This window comes from Streptomyces sp. NPDC050528, assembly GCF_044457795.1.
Taxonomy (GTDB): Bacteria; Actinomycetota; Actinomycetes; order Streptomycetales; family Streptomycetaceae; genus Streptomyces.
Genome location: NZ_JBITHH010000020.1, coordinates 68,636 through 86,714, shown reverse-complemented (window position 1 = coordinate 86,714; position 18,079 = coordinate 68,636). Strand labels below are relative to the sequence as shown.

General features: G+C 69.4%; 18 protein-coding genes and 1 tRNA gene. 10 read left to right on the top strand and 9 right to left on the bottom strand.

What is annotated here, in order from left to right; translation table 11 throughout:
- Positions 1-34: 34 nt before the first annotated feature.
- The 3 genes from ACIBK4_RS46470 to nth form a co-directional block, all read right to left on the bottom strand.
- Positions 35-1,234: a MarP family serine protease gene (locus ACIBK4_RS46470; RefSeq protein WP_399005540.1), complete on the bottom strand. Its 1,200-nt coding sequence runs from the start codon at positions 1,232-1,234 to the stop codon at positions 35-37.
- 13 nt (positions 1,235-1,247) lie between these two features.
- The gene (locus ACIBK4_RS46465) at positions 1,248-1,943 is read right to left on the bottom strand and encodes an NUDIX hydrolase (protein WP_399005538.1); all 696 of its coding nucleotides are present in this window, start codon (positions 1,941-1,943) and stop codon (positions 1,248-1,250) included.
- Positions 1,944-2,027: 84 nt separating this feature from the next.
- The gene (gene nth, locus ACIBK4_RS46460) at positions 2,028-2,906 is read right to left on the bottom strand and encodes an endonuclease III (protein WP_399005536.1); all 879 of its coding nucleotides are present in this window, start codon (positions 2,904-2,906) and stop codon (positions 2,028-2,030) included.
- 252 nt (positions 2,907-3,158) lie between these two features.
- On the opposite strand from nth, the gene ACIBK4_RS46455 reads away from it, so the two are divergent.
- From ACIBK4_RS46455 to ACIBK4_RS46445, 3 genes are all read left to right on the top strand, one after another.
- On the top strand, positions 3,159-3,833 hold the full coding sequence (locus ACIBK4_RS46455) for a Crp/Fnr family transcriptional regulator (RefSeq protein ID WP_019063754.1): 675 nt from the start codon (positions 3,159-3,161) through the stop codon (positions 3,831-3,833).
- A 78-nt stretch (positions 3,834-3,911) separates the two neighbouring features.
- A complete protein-coding gene (locus tag ACIBK4_RS46450) occupies positions 3,912-4,961 on the top strand; it encodes a PQQ-binding-like beta-propeller repeat protein (protein ID WP_399005533.1) in 1,050 nt (349 codons plus the stop codon).
- A gap of 59 nt (positions 4,962-5,020) precedes the next feature.
- Positions 5,021-5,857, top strand: coding sequence for a nucleotidyltransferase domain-containing protein (locus ACIBK4_RS46445; protein ID WP_399005531.1), 837 nt, complete (start codon positions 5,021-5,023; stop codon positions 5,855-5,857).
- On the opposite strand, the gene ACIBK4_RS46440 is transcribed toward ACIBK4_RS46445, so the two are convergent.
- The 4 genes from ACIBK4_RS46440 to ACIBK4_RS46425 form a co-directional block, all read right to left on the bottom strand.
- The gene (locus tag ACIBK4_RS46440) at positions 5,854-6,684 is read right to left on the bottom strand and encodes an MBL fold metallo-hydrolase (RefSeq protein ID WP_399005529.1); all 831 of its coding nucleotides are present in this window, start codon (positions 6,682-6,684) and stop codon (positions 5,854-5,856) included. The two genes, ACIBK4_RS46445 and ACIBK4_RS46440, sit on opposite strands and share 4 nt — an antisense overlap.
- Complete coding sequence (locus ACIBK4_RS46435) at positions 6,681-7,562, bottom strand: NUDIX hydrolase (protein WP_399005527.1); 882 nt, start codon at positions 7,560-7,562, stop codon at positions 6,681-6,683. Before ACIBK4_RS46435 ends, ACIBK4_RS46440 begins: the two co-directional genes overlap by 4 nt.
- Positions 7,563-7,728: 166 nt before the next feature.
- Positions 7,729-8,196 (bottom strand): RidA family protein, encoded by a 468-nt coding sequence (locus ACIBK4_RS46430; RefSeq protein WP_399005525.1) that lies wholly within the window; start codon positions 8,194-8,196, stop codon positions 7,729-7,731.
- Positions 8,193-8,351 carry a DUF4177 domain-containing protein gene (locus ACIBK4_RS46425; protein WP_019063748.1) on the bottom strand — a complete coding sequence of 53 codons (159 nt, stop codon included), beginning with the start codon at positions 8,349-8,351 and terminating at the stop codon, positions 8,193-8,195. The genes ACIBK4_RS46430 and ACIBK4_RS46425 overlap by 4 nt, the downstream gene beginning before the upstream one ends.
- A gap of 95 nt (positions 8,352-8,446) precedes the next feature.
- On the opposite strand from ACIBK4_RS46425, the gene ACIBK4_RS46420 reads away from it, so the two are divergent.
- Entirely contained in the window at positions 8,447-9,424 is a 978-nt protein-coding gene (locus ACIBK4_RS46420) for an ArsA family ATPase (RefSeq protein WP_399005523.1), read from the top strand.
- Entirely contained in the window at positions 9,421-10,869 is a 1,449-nt protein-coding gene (locus ACIBK4_RS46415) for an ArsA family ATPase (RefSeq protein ID WP_399005521.1), read from the top strand. The genes ACIBK4_RS46420 and ACIBK4_RS46415 overlap by 4 nt, the downstream gene beginning before the upstream one ends.
- Before the next feature lie 79 nt (positions 10,870-10,948).
- Here ACIBK4_RS46415 and wblA read toward each other — a convergent pair whose 3' ends face one another.
- Positions 10,949-11,287 (bottom strand): transcriptional regulator WblA, encoded by a 339-nt coding sequence (gene wblA, locus ACIBK4_RS46410; protein WP_019063745.1) that lies wholly within the window; start codon positions 11,285-11,287, stop codon positions 10,949-10,951.
- 407 nt (positions 11,288-11,694) lie between these two features.
- Here wblA and ACIBK4_RS46405 point away from each other — a divergent pair, with 407 nt between their 5' ends.
- Entirely contained in the window at positions 11,695-13,986 is a 2,292-nt protein-coding gene (locus ACIBK4_RS46405) for a transglycosylase domain-containing protein (RefSeq protein WP_399005519.1), read from the top strand.
- 116 nt (positions 13,987-14,102) lie between these two features.
- Here ACIBK4_RS46405 and ACIBK4_RS46400 read toward each other — a convergent pair whose 3' ends face one another.
- A complete protein-coding gene (locus tag ACIBK4_RS46400; RefSeq protein ID WP_399005517.1) occupies positions 14,103-14,570 on the bottom strand; it encodes a GatB/YqeY domain-containing protein in 468 nt (155 codons plus the stop codon).
- Between the two features lie 132 nt (positions 14,571-14,702).
- Between ACIBK4_RS46400 and ACIBK4_RS46395 the strand changes: the two genes are divergently transcribed.
- From ACIBK4_RS46395 to ACIBK4_RS46380, 4 genes are all read left to right on the top strand, one after another.
- Positions 14,703-15,629 (top strand): metallophosphoesterase, encoded by a 927-nt coding sequence (locus tag ACIBK4_RS46395; protein WP_399005515.1) that lies wholly within the window; start codon positions 14,703-14,705, stop codon positions 15,627-15,629.
- A 259-nt stretch (positions 15,630-15,888) separates the two neighbouring features.
- Complete coding sequence (locus ACIBK4_RS46390) at positions 15,889-16,668, top strand: Pr6Pr family membrane protein (RefSeq protein WP_399005513.1); 780 nt, start codon at positions 15,889-15,891, stop codon at positions 16,666-16,668.
- Positions 16,669-16,722: 54 nt separating this feature from the next.
- A tRNA-Pro gene (locus ACIBK4_RS46385) sits at positions 16,723-16,796 on the top strand.
- A 260-nt stretch (positions 16,797-17,056) separates the two neighbouring features.
- Entirely contained in the window at positions 17,057-17,845 is a 789-nt protein-coding gene (locus ACIBK4_RS46380; RefSeq protein ID WP_399005511.1) for a DUF1883 domain-containing protein, read from the top strand.
- Positions 17,846-18,079 lie beyond the last annotated feature (234 nt).

Genomic DNA, 18,079 nt, shown 5'->3' with positions numbered 1-18,079 from the left:
TCCTACAGGGCACGCCTTTCGGTGCGCACACCTCTCACAGTGCGCAACTGTCGCTGTCCACCTGCTGGTTGGCGGTGCGCCCCTTGAGGATGTCCGGCTGGATCTCGTCGGCGGTGAGCGCGTACCCGGTGTCGGGGTCGTCGAGGGACTTCGCGAAGACCACGCCGTAGACCTTGCCCTCGGGCGTGAGCAGCGGGCCGCCGGAGTTGCCCTGGCGGACGGTCGCGTAGAGGGAGTACACATCGCGGCGGACCGTGCCGCGGTGGTAGATGTCCGGGCCGTTGGCCGTGATGCGGCCACGCACGCGTGCGGCACGGACGTCGTACGAGCCGTTCTCCGGGAAGCCGGCGACGATCGCGCTGTTGCCGCTCGTCGCGTCCTTGGTGGCGAACTGCAGGGAGCGCGCCTTCAGGTCCGGTACGTCGAGTACGGCGATGTCGCGGTGCCAGTCGTAGAGGACGACCTTGGCGTCGTACTTGCGGCCCTGGCCGCCTATCTGGACGGTGGGCTCGTCGACGCCGCCGACGACGTGCGCGTTGGTCATGACGCGGCGGTCGCCGAAGACGAAGCCGCTGCCCTCCAGGACCTTGCCGCAGCTCTGGGCGGTGCCCATGACCTTGACGATGGACTGCTGGGCGCGGGTGGCGACCGCGCTGGAGGCGAGGGCCGGGTCGGGCGGCTGGACGTCGTTGATCGGCTCGTTCGCGAACGGGCTGAAGACCTGCGGGAAACCGTTCTGCGCGAGGACCGAGGAGAAGTCCGCGAACCAGGTGTCCGCCTGCGCGGGCAGCGCCCGGGAGACCCCCAGCAGCACCTTGGAGCTGCGCACCTCCTTGCCGAGCGTCGGCAGGGTGGTGCCGGCCAGCGCGGAGCCGATCAGCCAGGCGACCAGGAGCATCGCCAGGACGTTGACGAGGGCGCCGCCGGTCGCGTCCAGGGCGCGGGCCGGGGACCAGGTGATGTACCGGCGCAGCTTGTTGCCCAGGTGGGTGGTCAGGGCCTGGCCGACGGAGGCGCAGACGATGACGACGATGACCGCGACGACGGCCGCGGTGGTGCTGACCTCCGCCTTCTCGGTCAGCGCGTCCCAGATCACGGGCAGCGTGTAGACGGCGACGAGACCGCCGCCCAGGAACCCGATCACCGACAGGATGCCGACGACGAACCCCTGGCGATAGCCCACGATCGCGAACCACACGGCGGCGACCAGCAACAGGATGTCCAGCACATTCACGAGCGACACCCTGTCATGACCGCCAGTCGAGGGGGACCTGCTTCTCGCGGTCCCAGGGGCGCTCCCAACCGGAGTAGTGCAGCAGGCGGTCGATGACTCCGGCCGTGAAACCCCACACAAGGGTCGATTCGACCAGAAATGCCGGACCCAGGAAGCCGCTGGAGTGCGTGACGGTGACCCGGTTCGCCGGATCCGTGAGATCCGCCACGGGAACCGTGAACACGCGCGCCGTCTCGTTCGGATCGACCACGCCGACCGGAGTCGGCTCCCGCCACCAGCCCAGCACCGGTGTCACCACGAAGCCGCTCACCGGGATGTACAGCTTGGGCAGCACCCCGAAGAGCTGCACTCCGGCCGGATCGAGCCCGGTCTCCTCCTCGGCCTCGCGGAGAGCGGCCCGCAGCGGTCCGTCACCGGTCGGGTCACCGTCCTCGGGGTCGAGGGCACCGCCCGGGAAGGACGGCTGACCGGCATGGGACCGGAGCGAACTCGACCGCTCCATGAGCAGCAGCTCGGGTCCGTGCTCCCCGTCGCCCGCTCCGAAGAGGATCAGCACCGCCGACTGCCGCCCCGCGCCGTCCTCCGGCGGCAGGAACCGGCTCAACTGCAGCGGCTCCACCGTCTCCACGGCGTGCACCACCGGATCCAGCCAGCCCGGCAGCCCGTCCTTGCTGAGCCCCACACCCTGGGTATTGCTCGCGTGCGTCATCCCCCACCCCCGTTCCCACTGATCAACGCCCGATGCCTCCGAGATCGTTCCGTCATCCGGCCCCCGATGTCCTGCCGGTCCCCGTCACGCCGAGCCCAGCGGCGGCGCCGGTTTGCCGCCCGCGTCGAGATAGGCCTGCGGCGGGTTCAAGCGCTGGCCCGGATAGCCGCCCTTCTCGTACTTGAGCAGCTTCTTCGCCTTCTCCGGGTCGGTCTCGCCCTCGCCGTACGCCGGGCAGAGCGGGGCGATGGGGCAGGCGCCGCAGGCGGGCTTGCGGGCGTGGCAGATGCGGCGGCCGTGGAAGATCACGTGGTGCGAGAGCATCGTCCAGTCGCTCTTCGGGAAGAGCGCTCCCACGGCGGCCTCGATCTTGTCGGGCTCGGTCGCCTCGGTCCACTTCCAGCGCCGTACGAGCCGCTGGAAATGCGTGTCCACGGTGATGCCGGGCCGCCCGAAGGCGTTGCCGAGCACCACGAAGGCGGTCTTGCGGCCCACACCGGGCAGCTTGACGAGATCTTCGAGCCGACCCGGGACCTCGCCACCGAAGTCCGCGACGAGGGCCTTGGAGAGGCCTATCACCGACTTGGTCTTGGCCCGGAAGAACCCGGTCGGGCGGAGGATCTCCTCGACGGTCTCCGGGTCGGCGGCGGCCAGGTCCTCGGGGGTCGGGTACTTGGCGAACAGCGCCGGGGTCGTCTGATTGACCCTCAGGTCGGTGGTCTGCGCCGACAGGACCGTGGCGACCACGAGCTGGAAGGGGTTCTCGAAGTCGAGCTCCGGGTGGGCGTACGGATAGATCTCGGCCAGTTCGCGATTGATCCGGCGGGCACGGCGAACGAGAGCGGTGTGCGATTCGCTCTTCACGCCGGACGCCACTTTTGCCGCCTTTGTCACTTTTTTGCCGCCATCCTTGCCGCCGTCAGGGCCCTGTTCGCCCACAGCGGAATCACGAGGTACCACCATCCGCCCAGCCCCCTAGGCCTGTGCTCTCACCGGCGATTTGGACACCCGGCCAGCCTAGAGCCCGCCACTGACATCCGCCCCGGACCCCGAAGATCAGCCCCCAATTGGACCCCTGCCGCTTACCTCGGGACACCTGTGCGGCATCCTTGTGACAGATCACACTGTTTGGACGGTCCGGCAAAATGGGGAGCACGGTCCCCTGGTACCAAGGGGGAGCACCATCCCCTGAGCAGGTCGACAAGGAGAGAACTCGTGGACGACGTTCTGCGGCGCGCCCCGCTCTTCGCGGCGCTCGATGACGATCAGGCCGCGGAGCTGCGCGCCTCCATGAGTGAGGTGACCCTCGCGCGCGGGGACTCCCTCTTTCACGAAGGCGACCCCGGCGACCGGCTCTACGTGGTCACCGAGGGCAAGGTGAAGCTCCACCGCACCTCCCCGGACGGCCGCGAGAACATGCTGGCCGTCCTCGGCCCCGGCGAGCTGATCGGCGAGCTGTCGCTGTTCGACCCGGGCCCGCGTACGGCGACCGCCAGCGCGCTGACCGAGGTCAAGCTGCTCGGCCTCGGCCACGGCGACCTCCAGCCCTGGCTGAGCGCCCGACCCGAGGTGGCCTCCGCGCTGCTGCGCGCGGTCGCCCGCCGGCTGCGCAAGACCAACGACGCGATGTCCGACCTGGTCTTCTCGGACGTCCCCGGCCGCGTGGCCCGCGCCCTGCTGGACCTCTCCCGCCGCTTCGGCGTGCAGTCCGAGGAAGGCATCCACGTGGTGCACGACCTCACGCAGGAGGAGCTGGCCCAGCTGGTCGGCGCGTCCCGCGAGACGGTCAACAAGGCCCTCGCGGACTTCGCGGGCCGCGGCTGGCTGCGCCTGGAGGCACGCGCGGTGATCCTGCTGGACGTGGAGCGGCTGGCCAAGCGCTCGCGTTGACCTGACCACAGCATTTCGTACGACTTCGAAGGGCCCTGCTCGTACGGCGGGGCCCTTCGCGTATCGCCAGGGGTGGGGATGGACGAGGACAGAACACCGGAGTCGGCCTGGCGGCACTCCTGGTGGCGAAGATCGGCACGCTCCCTGTGGAGAAGCGCCGACGACCACGCCGACGGCGGCCTGAAGCCGCTGGGCCTGTGGCTGACGGCCGACACCGTCGTCATCGCCCACGCCGACCGCTTACAGGCGTTCCGGGCCACCACGGGCGAACCACTGTGGACCTGGCGCCCACCGGGCCGGCAGACCGTCGCCCTGGTGTCCCCGGACCTCGACGACGGCGCGGTCGTGGTGCTGCACTGCGACGACGGACGCCGGGACGCCAAGCGCGTCGGCCTCACCTGGCTGGCCGTCGACACCGGCGAGGTCGTACGGCGCCGGAAGCAGGACGCGGCCCTCCTGGGGCACATACCGGCCAAGGTCACCCTCGGCGGGGGTCTCCTCGCGACGGCCGGCGAGTCCTGGAAGGACTGGGAGACGCGGCCGGTGATGCGCGCCCTCGACCTCCGGACCGGCGAGATCCGCTGGAAGCACGACCTCACGGACCCGGGCCTGGAGAGCGTGTCCGTGATCAGCGCACAGCCCTTCGTGGCGACCCTGCGCACCCGCGCCCGCCGCACACGCGCCGAGCACCGGCTCCTCGTGCTGGACGACGACGGCACGGACGGCGTGACGCTCGCCCCGCCGGACGGCTACGAGAGGTTCGGCGAGCGGATCGCCGTCACCGGTGACGTCCTGGTGGTGGGCCTGGTCCCCCGCGACAGGACAGAACTCGACCGGGGCAACCGGCTCGGGGCGTACTCCCTCTCCACCGGCGCGTTCCTGTGGGAGTGGCACGGCGAGGAGACCTACCAGGACACTCATCTCGCTCATCAGGGCCGCCTGCTGGTCGTGCACGAGTACGGCGGCCGCCTGAGCGTGCTCGACCCCGCCGACGGCCGGACGGTGGCCCGGCGCAAGCTGCGCGGCACCGCGTTCGAATCGCTCGTGGCCGCGTCCGGCGACCTGGTGGCCGTCGCCTGCGAAGCCGGTGACTACAGCCACGGGCTACGGGTGTTCCGCTGGAGGTGACCCCGTCCGGCGGCCGGAAAAGCACTCCCCGAGGGCCCGTCTCCCGGCACAGTGATCCCATGGCCGGAACCGTTCACCACAGAGGGCTCGACGCCCAGGGATACATCGAGCGCGAGGGCTCCTTGGGGCGCGTTCCGCACGCTTTCCGGCCGCTCGTCGCCGCCGCGCGGGACCGGCTGATCGACCTCTACGGGGGACGCCTCAACAGCGCGTACCTCTACGGGTCGATCCCGCGCGGCACCGCGCGCGTGGGGCGCAGCGATCTGGACCTGCTCGTGGTGACCCGGCAGCAGCCGACCGAGGAGGACCGGGACGCGGCCCTGAGCCTCGGTGAGGCGCTCGACAAGGAGTTCCCGGAGATCGACGGGGTCGGCACGCTGGTGTACGGCCGGGCACGGCTGCTGAGCGAGCCGGAGACGTACGACCTGGGGTGGTTCGTCGCGTGCCTGTGCACCCCGCTCCTCGGGGAGGACCTCGCCGAGGACCTCCCCCGCTACCGCCCCGACTCACAGCTCGCCCGCGAGACGAACGGCGACCTCGCCCTGCTGCTCCCCCGCTGGCGCGAGCGCATCGCCACCACGGAGGACACGGACGAGGCCCGGCGCCCCCTGGTGCGCTACATGTCCCGCCACCTCGTCCGCACCGGCTTCACCCTCGTCATGCCCCGCTGGAACGGCTGGACCAGCGACCTGCGGGAGATGGCCGAGGCGTTCGGCGCGTACTACCCGGAACGGGCACAGGCCCTGCGCAGGGCGGCGGAGCTCGGCCACGAACCGACGGGTGACGCGAACGTCCTGCGTTCCTACGTCGACGATCTGGGCCCGTGGCTCGCCGACGAGTACGCGCGCGTGCACGGCGTGAAGGCACCGCGCCCGGAGGACGCGGGCACGGACTAGATCAGGCCGTGTTCCTTGAGGTAGTCGAGTTGGGCCCGTACGGACAGTTCCGCCGCCGGCCACAGGGAGTGGTCGACGTCCGCGTACACGTGGGCGACGACCTCGGCCGGGCTCCGGTGACCGTTCTCGACGGCCGTCTCGATCTGGGCGAGCCGGTGGGCGCGGTGGGCGAGGTAGAACTCGACGGCACCCTGGGCGTCGTCGAGGACCGGACCGTGGCCCGGCAGGACGGTGTGGACGCCGTCGTCGACCGTGAGGGACCGCAGCCGCCGCAGCGAGTCCAGGTAGTCGCCCAGGCGGCCGTCAGGATGCGCCACCACGGTCGTACCGCGCCCCAGGACGGTGTCCCCGGTCAGGACGGCCTGATCGGCCGGGAGATGGAAGCACAGGGAGTCCCCGGTGTGCCCGGGCGTCGAGACCACGACCAGTTCCAGGCCGCCGACGCGGACGATCTCCCCGGCGCCCAGTCCCTCGTCCCCGAGGCGCAGCGCCGGGTCCAGCGCGCGCACCTTGGTGCCGGTCAACTCGGCGAAGCGGACGGCGCCTTCCGCGTGGTCGGGGTGTCCGTGGGTCAGCAGGGTCAGCGCGATCCGTTTCCCCGCCTTCTCGGCGACGTCGACGACGTTCCGCAGATGGCCCTCGTCCAACGGCCCCGGATCGATCACCACGGCCAGCTCGGAGTCCGGCTCGGCGACGATCCAGGTGTTCGTGCCGTCCAGGGTCATCGCGGACGCGTTGGGCGCGAGCACGTTGACGGCGCGGGCGGTGGCGGGGCCGGTGAGGACCCCGCCGCGTGGCTGGCCGGGGAGGGCGGCTGCGTCGGTCATGCGGGGGCTCCACCGGTCGAGAGGTCGGTCGGGATGTGCTTCGTGAACTCCTCGTGCCCCGGCCAGGACAGGACGACCTCGTCGGCCTCCAGGCGGGCCCGGGCGAGGACGGGGGTCAGATCGCGTTCCGGTGCTGCCGCGAGCGCCTCGGCCGCGCTGCCGTACGGGATCAGCCCGCGCAGGGTCGCGATGGTGGGCGGCATCATCGTCAGGTCGCCCTTGTCGTACCCGGTCGCCGCCTCGCCGGGGGTGATCCACACCGTGCGGTCGGCCTCCGTGGAGGCGTTGCGGGTGCGCTGCCCCTCCGGGAGGACGGCGACGAAGAACCAGGTGTCGTAGCGGCGGGTCTCGAATTCCGGGGTGATCCAGCGGGCCCACGCGCCGAGCAGGTCGGAGCGCAGGACCAGGCCCCTGCGGTCGAGGAACTCCGCGAAGGACAGGTCACGGGCGACCAGGGCGGCACGGTCCGTCTCCCAGTCGGCGCCCGTGGTGTCGCCGACCACGGAGTCGGCGGTGGGCCCGGCGAGCAGGACGCCCGCCTCCTCGTACGTCTCCCGTACGGCCGCGCACACGATCGCCTGGGCCGCCGTCTCGTCGACGCCCAGCCGATCCGCCCACCACGCGCGCGTGGGGCCCGCCCAGCGGACGTGAAGGTCGTCGTCGCGCGGGTCGACACCACCACCCGGATACGCGTACGCGCCCCCGGCGAAGGCCATGGAGGCGCGTCTGCGCAGCATGTGGACGGCGGGCCCGGTGTCGGTGTCCCTGAGGAGCATCACGGTGGCCGCCCGCCGGGGCTCCACCGGCGTGAGCCGGCCCTCCGCGAGCGCCCGGATGCGCTCAGGCCACTCCGCCGGGTACCACTGACCGTTCGCCATGGGCGGAGGCTATCCCGTAGTGCGCGGATGTTCGAGAGGCAACAACACGTACCCCTGGACAGCGATTACGCCCGATCGCGCACCCCGGGACAGCGACTACGGCCCATCACCCACCCGGGACGGCGACAGCGATCGAGCCGGATCGTCGCCCACCCCGGGACGGCGATTACGCCTCCGTCAGCTCCACCTGGATCTCGACCTCGACCGGCGAGTCCAGCGGCAGCACCGCCACGCCGACCGCGCTCCGCGCGTGCACGCCCTTGTCGCCGAGGACCTCGCCGAGCAGCTCGCTGGCACCGTTGATGACACCGGGCTGGCCGGTGAAGTCGGAGGCCGAGGCGACGAAGCCGACGACCTTCACCACGCGGGCGATGCGGTCAAGGTCGCCGACGACGGACTTGACCGCCGCGAGGGCGTTCAGCGCGCAGGTGCGGGCCAGTTCCTTCGCCTCCTCGGCGGTGACCTCACCGCCCACCTTGCCGGTGACGGGGAGCTTGCCGTCCACCATGGGCAGTTGGCCCGAGGTGTACACGTAGACCCCGCTCTGCACAGCCGGCTGGTACGCGGCGAGCGGCGGGACGACCGCCGGCAGGGTCAGACCGAGCTCGGCCAGCCGGGCGTCGACGGCGCTCATGCCTTCTCCCGCTTGAGGTAGGCCACCAGTTGCTCGGGGTTGTTCGGCCCGGGCACGACCTGGACGAGCTCCCAGCCGTCCTCGCCCCAGGTGTCCAAAATCTGCTTCGTGGCGTGGACGAGCAGCGGCACAGTCGAGTATTCCCACTTGGTCATGCGGCCGACTTTAGCCGCTGCGAACCGGCCGCCCGCGGTCGCGTTGTCCACAGCCTCTGGCTTGGTTCGGGCGCGGACTGGTTAGGCTCGAAGACGTGAGCAGGCTCCAGGTCGTCAGTGGCAAGGGCGGTACCGGCAAGACCACGGTGGCCGCAGCCCTAGCGCTGGCCCTGGCCACCGAGGGGAAGCGGACGCTTCTCGTCGAGGTCGAGGGTCGCCAGGGCATCGCGCAGCTCTTCGAGACGGAGACGCTGCCCTATGAGGAGCGCAAAATCGCCGTCGCTCCCGGGGGCGGGGAGGTGTACGCCCTCGCCATCGACCCCGAACTGGCCCTTCTGGACTACCTCCAGATGTTCTACAAACTGGGCGGAGCCGGCCGCGCCCTGAAGAAACTCGGCGCGATCGACTTCGCCACCACGGTCGCCCCCGGCCTCCGGGACGTCCTCCTGACCGGCAAGGCCTGCGAGGCCGTACGCCGCAAGGAGAAGAGCGGACGGTTCGCCTACGACTACGTCGTGATGGACGCGCCGCCGACCGGCCGCATCACCCGCTTCCTGAACGTCAACGACGAGGTCGCCGGGCTCGCGAAGATCGGCCCGATACACAATCAGGCACAGGCGGTGATGCGGGTCCTGAAGTCCCCGGAGACGGCCGTGCACCTGGTGACGCTCCTGGAGGAGATGCCTGTCCAGGAGACCGCGGACGGCATCGCCGAACTCCGGGCGGCCAAGCTGCCGGTGGGCCGGATCATCGTGAACATGGTCCGCCCCGAGGTGCTCGACGCGACCGACATCGACCTCGTACGGGCCGTCCCGCGCACCGCCGTGGCGCAGGCGCTGTCGTCCGCGGGTCTCGGCGGGGCCCGGCGCGGCGGCAACGCCGAGAAGCTGGTGGACCCGCTGCTCGCGCAGGCCGAGGAGTACGCCGCGCGGTACACGCTGGAGCACGACCAGCGGGCCGTACTCGGCGAACAGGGCCTGCCGTTGCACGAACTGCCGTTGCTCGCCGAGGGCATGGACCTCGCGGGCCTGTACGAACTCGCCACCGAGCTGCGGAAGCAGGGGATGTCATGAGTCCGGACCCGGCCCGCGCGACGGACCCCGCCCACGCACAGGACACCACTCACGGCTCCCGCTCCCATCACATCTCCCACGCGCGCGTGCTCGACGTGGACCCGCTGATCGACGACCCGGAGACCCGCATCGTCGTGTGCTGCGGCTCCGGCGGGGTCGGCAAGACGACCACCGCGGCGGCGCTCGGGCTGCGGGCCGCCGAGCGTGGGCGCCGGGTCGTCGTGCTCACCATCGACCCGGCCCGGCGGCTCGCCCAGTCCATGGGGATCGACTCGCTGGACAACACCCCGAGGCGCGTGAAGGGCGTCGACGGGGACGGCGAACTGCACGCCATGATGCTCGACATGAAGCGCACCTTCGACGAGATCGTCGAGGCGCACGCGGACCGCGAGCGGGCGGCCGCGATCCTGGGCAACCCCTTCTACCAGTCGCTTTCGGCGGGCTTCGCAGGCACGCAGGAGTACATGGCGATGGAGAAGCTGGGCCAGTTGCGCGCCCAGCACGACTGGGACCTGATCGTCGTGGACACCCCGCCGTCCCGCTCGGCGCTCGACTTCCTGGACGCGCCGAAACGTCTCGGCTCGTTCCTGGACGGCAAGTTGATCCGGCTGCTGACCGCTCCGGCGAAGCTCGGCGGGCGGGCCGGGATGAAGTTCCTCAACGTCGGCATGTCGATGATGACCGGCACGCTCGGCAAGCTGCTCGGCGGTCAACTCCTCAAGGACATCCAGACGTTCATCGCCGCGATGGACACCACCTTCGGCGGCTTCCGCACCCGCGCGGACGCGACGTACAAGCTGCTCCAGGCGCCCGGTACGGCGTTCCTGGTGGTCGCGGCCCCGGAGCGGGACGCGCTGCGCGAGGCGGCGTACTTCGTGGAGCGGCTGGCGGCCGAGGAGATGCCGCTGGCCGGTCTGGTCCTCAACCGGGTCCACGGCAGCGGAGCCGCCCGGCTGTCGGCCGAGCGGGCACTCGCCGCCGCGGAAAATCTTGAGGAGCCCCGCATTGTCGATCAGGTGGGCGGGAAAGCTGGACTTCGTAACTCTCCCGACACGTACGGCAGTTCAGAATCTCCCGCTTCATCTTCCGCCACCGAGGCAGCAGTTCGCGCCGCAGCTCCTGACGAAGGCTCCCCCGCCGACACGGACCAGGAGCGGTCCGCCGCCACGGACGACACAGACGCAGACGGCACGGACGATCAGCCGACCGACGACGAGCGATCCGTGGACCAACTCACCGCAGGCCTGCTCAAGTTGCACGCCGAGCGGATGCGGCTGCTCTCCCGTGAGCAGCGCACACGTGACCGCTTCACCGCGCGCCACCCGGAGGTGGCCGTCGCCGAAGTGGCCGCGTTGCCCGGCGATGTGCACGACCTCGCGGGGCTGCGGGACATCGGGAACCGGCTCGCGGCCGGTCGGCCGGAGCTGCCCGAGACGAAGGTCTGACGCACGCCCCGGGACGCAACTCCCCGGGCGGGTACCCCCGGGGATCGCCCGGGGTCGATCGGCCCCTACGGGACCGGCGTCAGCCCACCGCCGCGTAGTTCTCGTAGATCTCGTCGTCGTCGAGGGGGATGATCCCGACCCCTCGTTCGTACTCGATACGCGCGGTCTCCAGTAGCCGGCGCCATGAAGTGACAGTGGGCCGCCTGCGCAGCAGTGCGCGGCGCTCCCGCTCCGTCATTCCTCCCCACACGCCGAATTCGACGCGGTTGTCGAGCGCATCGGCGAGGCACTCCGTGCGTACCGGACATCCGGTGCACACTGCCTTCGCCCTGTTCTGCGCTGCTCCTTGAACGAACAGTTCATCCGGATCGGTAGTGCGGCAGGCCGCCTGCGCACTCCAGTCGGTTACCCAGCCCATACCGGCGCCGTCCTCTCCCGAATCGAGGCTCCCCCACGGCGGCAGCGGCATATTCACCGCCGCCAGTTGAGGACGTTACGGAAGGCGGGCACAGCGCAACACCCCCTTCGGGCCCAATCTTGAATGGCCCGAACGGACTATGGGTAAGCGGCAGATCACCCGGGGGAGTGAGCTGGCGACATGCGTGACTTTCCCGGCAAAGCGGGACAGTTGACATGCGCCACAAGGGGCACCAGGTGACACAGGAGGCGGATTCGGACACGCCCCCGACAAAAAAACAGGGAACGACCGGAACGATTCGGGGTCGCCGGACGTATTGATACGTGACCGCTCTGCTGTGACAGTTGAGAGCAGCTTAGGCCAAGGCCTATACACGTGTCCGGCGAATGAGAACGTAGGCTGCCCCCATGCCAAAAAAGCGCTCGGGTGGTGGCCTGTCTCCCATGCAGCAGGCCGCCAAGTTCCTCGGTGTCAGTGTGCTCGCCGGTGCCGTCATGGCCGGAATCGCGATGCCCGCGGCCGGCGCGCTGGGACTCGCGGCGAAGGGCTCGGTCCAGGGATTCGACGACATCCCGGACAGCCTGAAGAGCCCTCAGCTGAGCCAGCGCACCACGATCCTGGACAGCAAGGGCAACCAGATCGCCTCGGTCTACTCCCGTGACCGCACGGTGGTGGAGCTCAAGGACATCTCGCCGTACATGCAGAAGGCGATCGTCGCGATCGAGGACTCGCGCTTCTACCAGCACGGCGCGATCGACCTGAAGGGCGTCCTGCGCGCCCTCAACAAGAACGCGCAGAGCGGCGGGGTCTCCCAGGGCGCCTCGACCCTCACCCAGCAGCTGGTGAAGAACTACTTCGTCGAGGAGGCCGGTGACGACCCGACGAAGGTCGCCCAGGCCACTCAGCAGACCCTCGGCCGCAAGGTCAAGGAGCTGAAGTACGCGATCCAGATCGAAGAGAAGCTCGGCAAGAAGAAGATCCTGGAGAACTACCTCAACATCACCTTCTTCGGAGAGCAGGCCTACGGCGTCGAGGCCGCGTCCGAGCGCTACTTCTCCAAGCACGCCAAGGACCTGAACCTCCAGCAGTCGGCACTCCTCGCGGGCATCGTCCAGTCGCCCACGCGCTACGACCCGATCAACGACGAGGCCGAGGCCAAGAAGCGGCGCAACACCGTGCTGGCCCGCATGGCCGAGGTCGGCGACATCTCCAAGGCGGACGCCCTCAAGGCCGAGCAGACCGACCTCGGCCTCAAGGTCAGCCAGCCGAAGAACGGCTGCATCACCGCCGTCAAGGGCGCCAGCTTCTTCTGCAAGTACGTCGAGAACGTCTTCCTGAGCGACCCGGTCTTCGGCAAGACCAAGGAAGCCCGGGCGAAGATCTGGAACCAGGGCGGCCTGACGATCCGTACGACGCTGGACCCGCAGGCGCAGGACTCGGTGCAGGCCTCGCTCAAGGACCACATCTACAAGTCGGACTCGGTCGCCGCCGCGGCCACCCTCGTCGAACCCGGCACCGGCAAGATCCTCGGCATGGGCCAGTCGAGGCCGTACGGCTACGGCAAGAACGAGACGGAGTACAACTACTCGGTCAACGCCGACATGGGCGGCTCGAACTTCGGCTTCCCGACCGGTTCGACGTTCAAGCCGTTCGTCGCCGCCGCCGCGCTGGAGCAGGGCCTGCCGGCCACCCAGCAGTACCCGGCGCCGTACTCGATGGACTACCCGAGCCCCGTCTCGACCTGCAGCGGCAAGAACTGGGTCAACACGGGCGGCGCGACGGTGGAGAACGAGAGCGAGTCGGAGAAGGGTCCGTACGCGCTGAAGGAGGCGATGGCCAAGTCGGTCAACACCTACTTCGTGCAGATGATCTCCGACATCGGTCTGTGCCCCGTGGTGAGCATGACCAACAAGCTCGGGGTCGTGCAGGGCAACGGCGACAAGATCCCCGAGGTCCCGGCCATCGCGCTCGGTTCCAAGGGCCTCTCGCCGCTGACGATGGCCACCGCGTACGCGGCCTTCGCCAACGAGGGCACGTACTGCACCCCGATCGCCATCGAGTCCATCACCCAGAAGGTGGGCAACGAGCAGAAGTCACTCGCCGTCCCCAAGTCGACCTGCACACGCGCGATGAGCAAGAAGACCGCCGACACCATCAACACCGTGCTGCGCGGCGTGGTCGACTCCGGCACCGGCCAGGAGGCCGGCCTCACCGACCGCGAGAGCGCCGGTAAGACGGGTACGACGGACTCCCGCAAGAACGCCTGGTTCGTCGGCTACACCCCGAACCTGGCCGGCGCGGTCTGGGTCGGCAGCCCCAAGCAGAACGTCGAGATGACCAGCATCCGCATCGGCGGCGTCTGGCACGACGAGGTCTACGGCGCCGACACGCCCGGCCCGATCTGGAAGGACGCCATGACCGGCGCCCTGGAGGGCAAGCAGGTCGAGAACTTCCAGCTCGTCAACATCCCCGACCCCGTCAAGAAGGACAAGGGCAACGACGGCGGCAAGAACGGTGACAACGGCGGGAACAACAACGGCGGCAACGACAACGGCGGCCTGACCACCGACGGCGGCACCACCGGCACGACCGACGGCGGCACCACCCCCACCCCGACGTTCTCCCTCCCGGACGGCTTCATCCAGGGCACCGGCAACGGCGGCAACAACGGCAACGGGAACGGCGGCAACAGGGGATAACTCCCCGGCTGTAGGCGGTTCTTCCGCTTCTTCTTCGTCTACGACGACGGGGGCGCCCCTTGTAAAAAGGGGCGCCCCCGTCGTCGTAGAGAAATGCGGTGCTCCGGGTGGTCGGTTCAGCCGGCGAGGAGCTTCTTCACCGCGGCGGCGACGCGGCCGCCGTCGGCCAGGCCGGCGACCTTCGGGTTCACGATCTTCATGACGGCGCCCATCGCGCGCGGGCCCTCGGCACCGGCCGCCTTGGCCTCCTCGACGGCCTGGGCGACGATCGCGGTCAGTTCCTCGTCGCCGAGCTGCTTGGGCAGGTACTCGGCGAGGATCTCGCCCTCCGCCTTCTCCTGCGCGGCCTGCTCGGGACGACCGCCCTGCGCGAAGGCGTCCGCGGCCTCGCGGCGCTTCTTCGCCTCCTTGGTGATCACCTTGAGGACCTCGTCGTCGGAGAGCTCGCGCTTCTCCTTGCCGGCGACCTCCTGATTGGTGATCGCGGAGAGCGTCAGCCGGAGCGTCGAGGAGCGCAGCTTGTCGTGCGCCTTGATCGCGGCGTTGAGGTCTTCCTGCAGCTTCGACTTGAGCGTGGTGGTCATGGGTTTGATTCTCGCAGGTACGCGAGTCCGGCCGCCCGCGGATTTAAGGGGCCGGGTTTTAAGGGGCCGCCCGGTGGCCGCTTAAGTGGCCGTGGCGGACGGGGTGTCAGTGGGGTCTGACACGATGGCTGTATGCGCGCGCGATACGGAGTACCTCTGGGAATTGCGGCGGCCGGTGCCGCCGGTCTGGTCTACGCGGCGGGCTTCGAGGTCCGCTCCTTCCGGCTGCGCCGGGTGACGGTCCCCGTGCTGCCGGCCGGCATGCGCCCGCTGAGAGTCCTCCAGGTCTCCGACATCCACATGGTCGGCGGCCAGCGCAAGAAGCAGCGCTGGCTGCGCTCGCTCGCGGGCCTGCGCCCCGACTTCGTGATCAACACCGGCGACAACCTCTCCGACCCGGAGGGCGTCCCGGAGGTCCTGGACGCGCTCGGCCCGCTGATGGACTTCCCGGGGGCGTACGTCTTCGGCTCGAACGACTACTACGGCCCCAAACTCCGCAACCCCGCCCGGTACTTGCTGGAGAAGAGCGCCGGCCGCCACGGCCTGAACGGCAACCCGCCCGCCACCGGCGCGATCCACAATCCGTGGGAGGACCTGCGGGACGGTTTCGACGCGGCGGGCTGGCTGAACCTGACGAACACGCGGGGGACGCTCAAGTTCGAGGGCGTGTCGGTGGAGTTGACCGGCCTGGACGACCCCCACATCAAACGCGACCGCTACGCACGCGTGGCCGGCGGCCCGTCGGACGACGCCGACTTCTCGATGGGCGTGGTCCACGCGCCGTACCTCCGGGTCCTGGACTCGTTCACGGCGGACGGCTATCCCCTGATCCTGGGCGGCCACACGCATGGTGGCCAGCTGTGCATTCCGTTCTACGGCGCGCTGGTCACGAACTGCGACCTGGACACGGACCGGGTGAAGGGGCTGTCCCGGCATACAGCGGAGGGGCGGACGTCGTATCTGCATGTGTCGGCGGGGTGCGGGACCAATCGGTATACGCCGGTGCGGTTTGCTTGTCCGCCGGAGGCGACGTTGTTGACGTTGGTGGGGCGGGAGTAGGTAGTCGGGGGTAGGTGGGGGCGCAGGAGTAGCGGGGGGGGGAAGTTGAGGGTTCCGGCGGGGACGGGCGCAGGGGCGGGAGTGGGGCTGCCGGGGCGGTGGGCGGGAATGGGGCTGCCGGGGTGCCCGGGAGGCTGGGGCTGGGAAGTGCCGGGGGCTGGGGGTAGGGGGTAGGGCTGCCCGGTGCCCGGTACGGCCGGGGTAGCTCATCCAGCCCACCCGTATCGCCCGATTCGTCCCCGCTGCCTAGCGTGAGGGCATGACCGCCCCGATACCCAGGGACATCCCGGACCTCCCCGCGGTACCCGGCATGCCCGCGCTGTTCGCCTCACCCGTTCCCGCCACCGCGGTGGTGGCCCCGTACCGTCGCCCGCTCACGGCGGTGTACCGACTGCTGGTCGCGTTGGTGGCGGCAGCGGCGGTGACCGTCGACCTGTTCCTCGGCAGCCCGATCAGGGTGCTGACCTACTTCACGATCCAGAGCAACATCCTGCTGGCCCTGGTCATGATCGCCACGGCCCGCCGAGCCTGGACGGCCCGCCGCCCCCTCTCCCCCTTGGTCACGGGCGCGGCACTCCTCTACATCACGATCACCGGCCTGGTGTACCACCTGATCCTGGCGCACGCGTCGAGCCCGTTCGCGATGACGGGCGGAACCGTCAGCGGCTGGCAGGCGGTGACGAACCAGGTCCTCCACACGGTGATGCCCATCGCGGCGGTGATCGACTGGCTGTTCCTGACCGCCCCCGGCCGGCTGCATCTGCGGATGGCGGCGACGTGGCTGCTGTACCCGATGACGTACCTGGCGGTCTCACTGGGCCGGGGCGAGTTGATCCTCCCCGGCACACCGGGCCGCTACCTCTACTCCTTCCTGGACGTCGAGCACCACGGCTACAAGAGCGTCCTGGGCAACGCCCTCCTCCTCGGCCTCGCCTTCTACGCCCTTTCCGTCCTCCTCGTGGCCCTCGACCACGCCCGCCCCAACCCGATCCGCCACCGCGCCAAAACCGGATTTCGTCTCCAGCCACCGGTGGGCTAAAGTAAACGACGTCGCCGCGATGAGCAGCAACACTGGCAAGATGAGTGGCGACATCGGGGTGTAGCGCAGCTTGGCAGCGCGCTTCGTTCGGGACGAAGAGGTCGTGGGTTCAAATCCCGCCACCCCGACAGCTAGACACCAGGTTAGGCCCGGAGCTGAGAGATCAGCTCCGGGCCTGATTTGCTTTGCGGGCTCAGTGTGGGAGCCGGACTCGGGGATCGGCTCCCACACGGCTCTCACCAGTACCTCCAAGAAGGACTGGTGCCAGGGCAGAGTGAGCGTCCAGCCGACGTGTGCTCCCACCTCGCTTCAGGCATCGTCGCCCTCCGATTGTCAGTGGCAGTCCTTGCTCTGAGAGGTGCTTGGCCGCACATCTCCAGGAGCACCCGTGGACTACCTGTACAAGGACCTCGGCAACCTCAAGAGAGGTTCCACAGTCACCGTCACCCTGCGCAACCAGGCCAACGTCCAGGTGATGACGCGCAGCGAGTACAGCAAATACAAGTCGGGGAAGAGCTACCGGTACCTGGGCGGTCGCGTCACTCGCTCGCCTCACCAGATCACCATCCCCAGTAACGGACAGTGGGTCGTGGCCATCGATCTCGGCGGCCATGCCGGCCGTATCACTGCGTCTGTTCAAGTCCAGCCGCCTCCGCGAGGTTTCTTGCCTCCGGCCCGCGACCAGCAGGGCAGTCCGGCCCGCTCCGTCGCGGTCCATGAACCGGAGGAACCTGCCGGCGACGTGCTTGGCGGCCAGACCTGGGACGTCTTCATCTCCCACGCGTCCGAGGACAAGGGAACTGTTGCCCGCCCCCTTCGAGACGCACTCACCACGCTGGGCGTGACTGTCTGGCTCGACGAAGCCCAGATGCGGATCGGCCACAGCCTACGGCGCAAGATCGATGAAGGCATCAGGGCGAGCCGGTTCGGCATCGTCGTGCTCTCAGCTCCCTTCTTCGCCAAGGGTTGGACCAACCACGAACTCGACGGACTCGTCACTCGCAACGTGGCCGGAGAGCAGTCGCTCCTGCCGATCTGGCACAACCTGAGTGCCGAAGACGTCCGGCACTACAGCCCCTCCCTGGCCGACAAAGTGGCGATGAGTACCAGCGACTACTCCATCGAGGAGATCGCGCAGCAGATCGCTGACGTAGTGCAAGAGGAAAACGTCGCTTAACGTCAGCCCGCCGTCATGCTGCCCGGTGCGCCAGAGCTATTGATTACAGACGGTACGACCAGCGACATACACCGATGGTCTCCCTTGAATGACCGGCAGCTCGCACTCCTCACCGGCGTCAGGGGCGGAGTCGTCCTCTACCTCGCCAGCGCCATGGCCGAGGCAGAGGAGTTGTTGCGGCAGTTGGTTTCTGAACCAGGGGCCGGTCGCGTCGGGATCCTCTGCCCGGGCTGG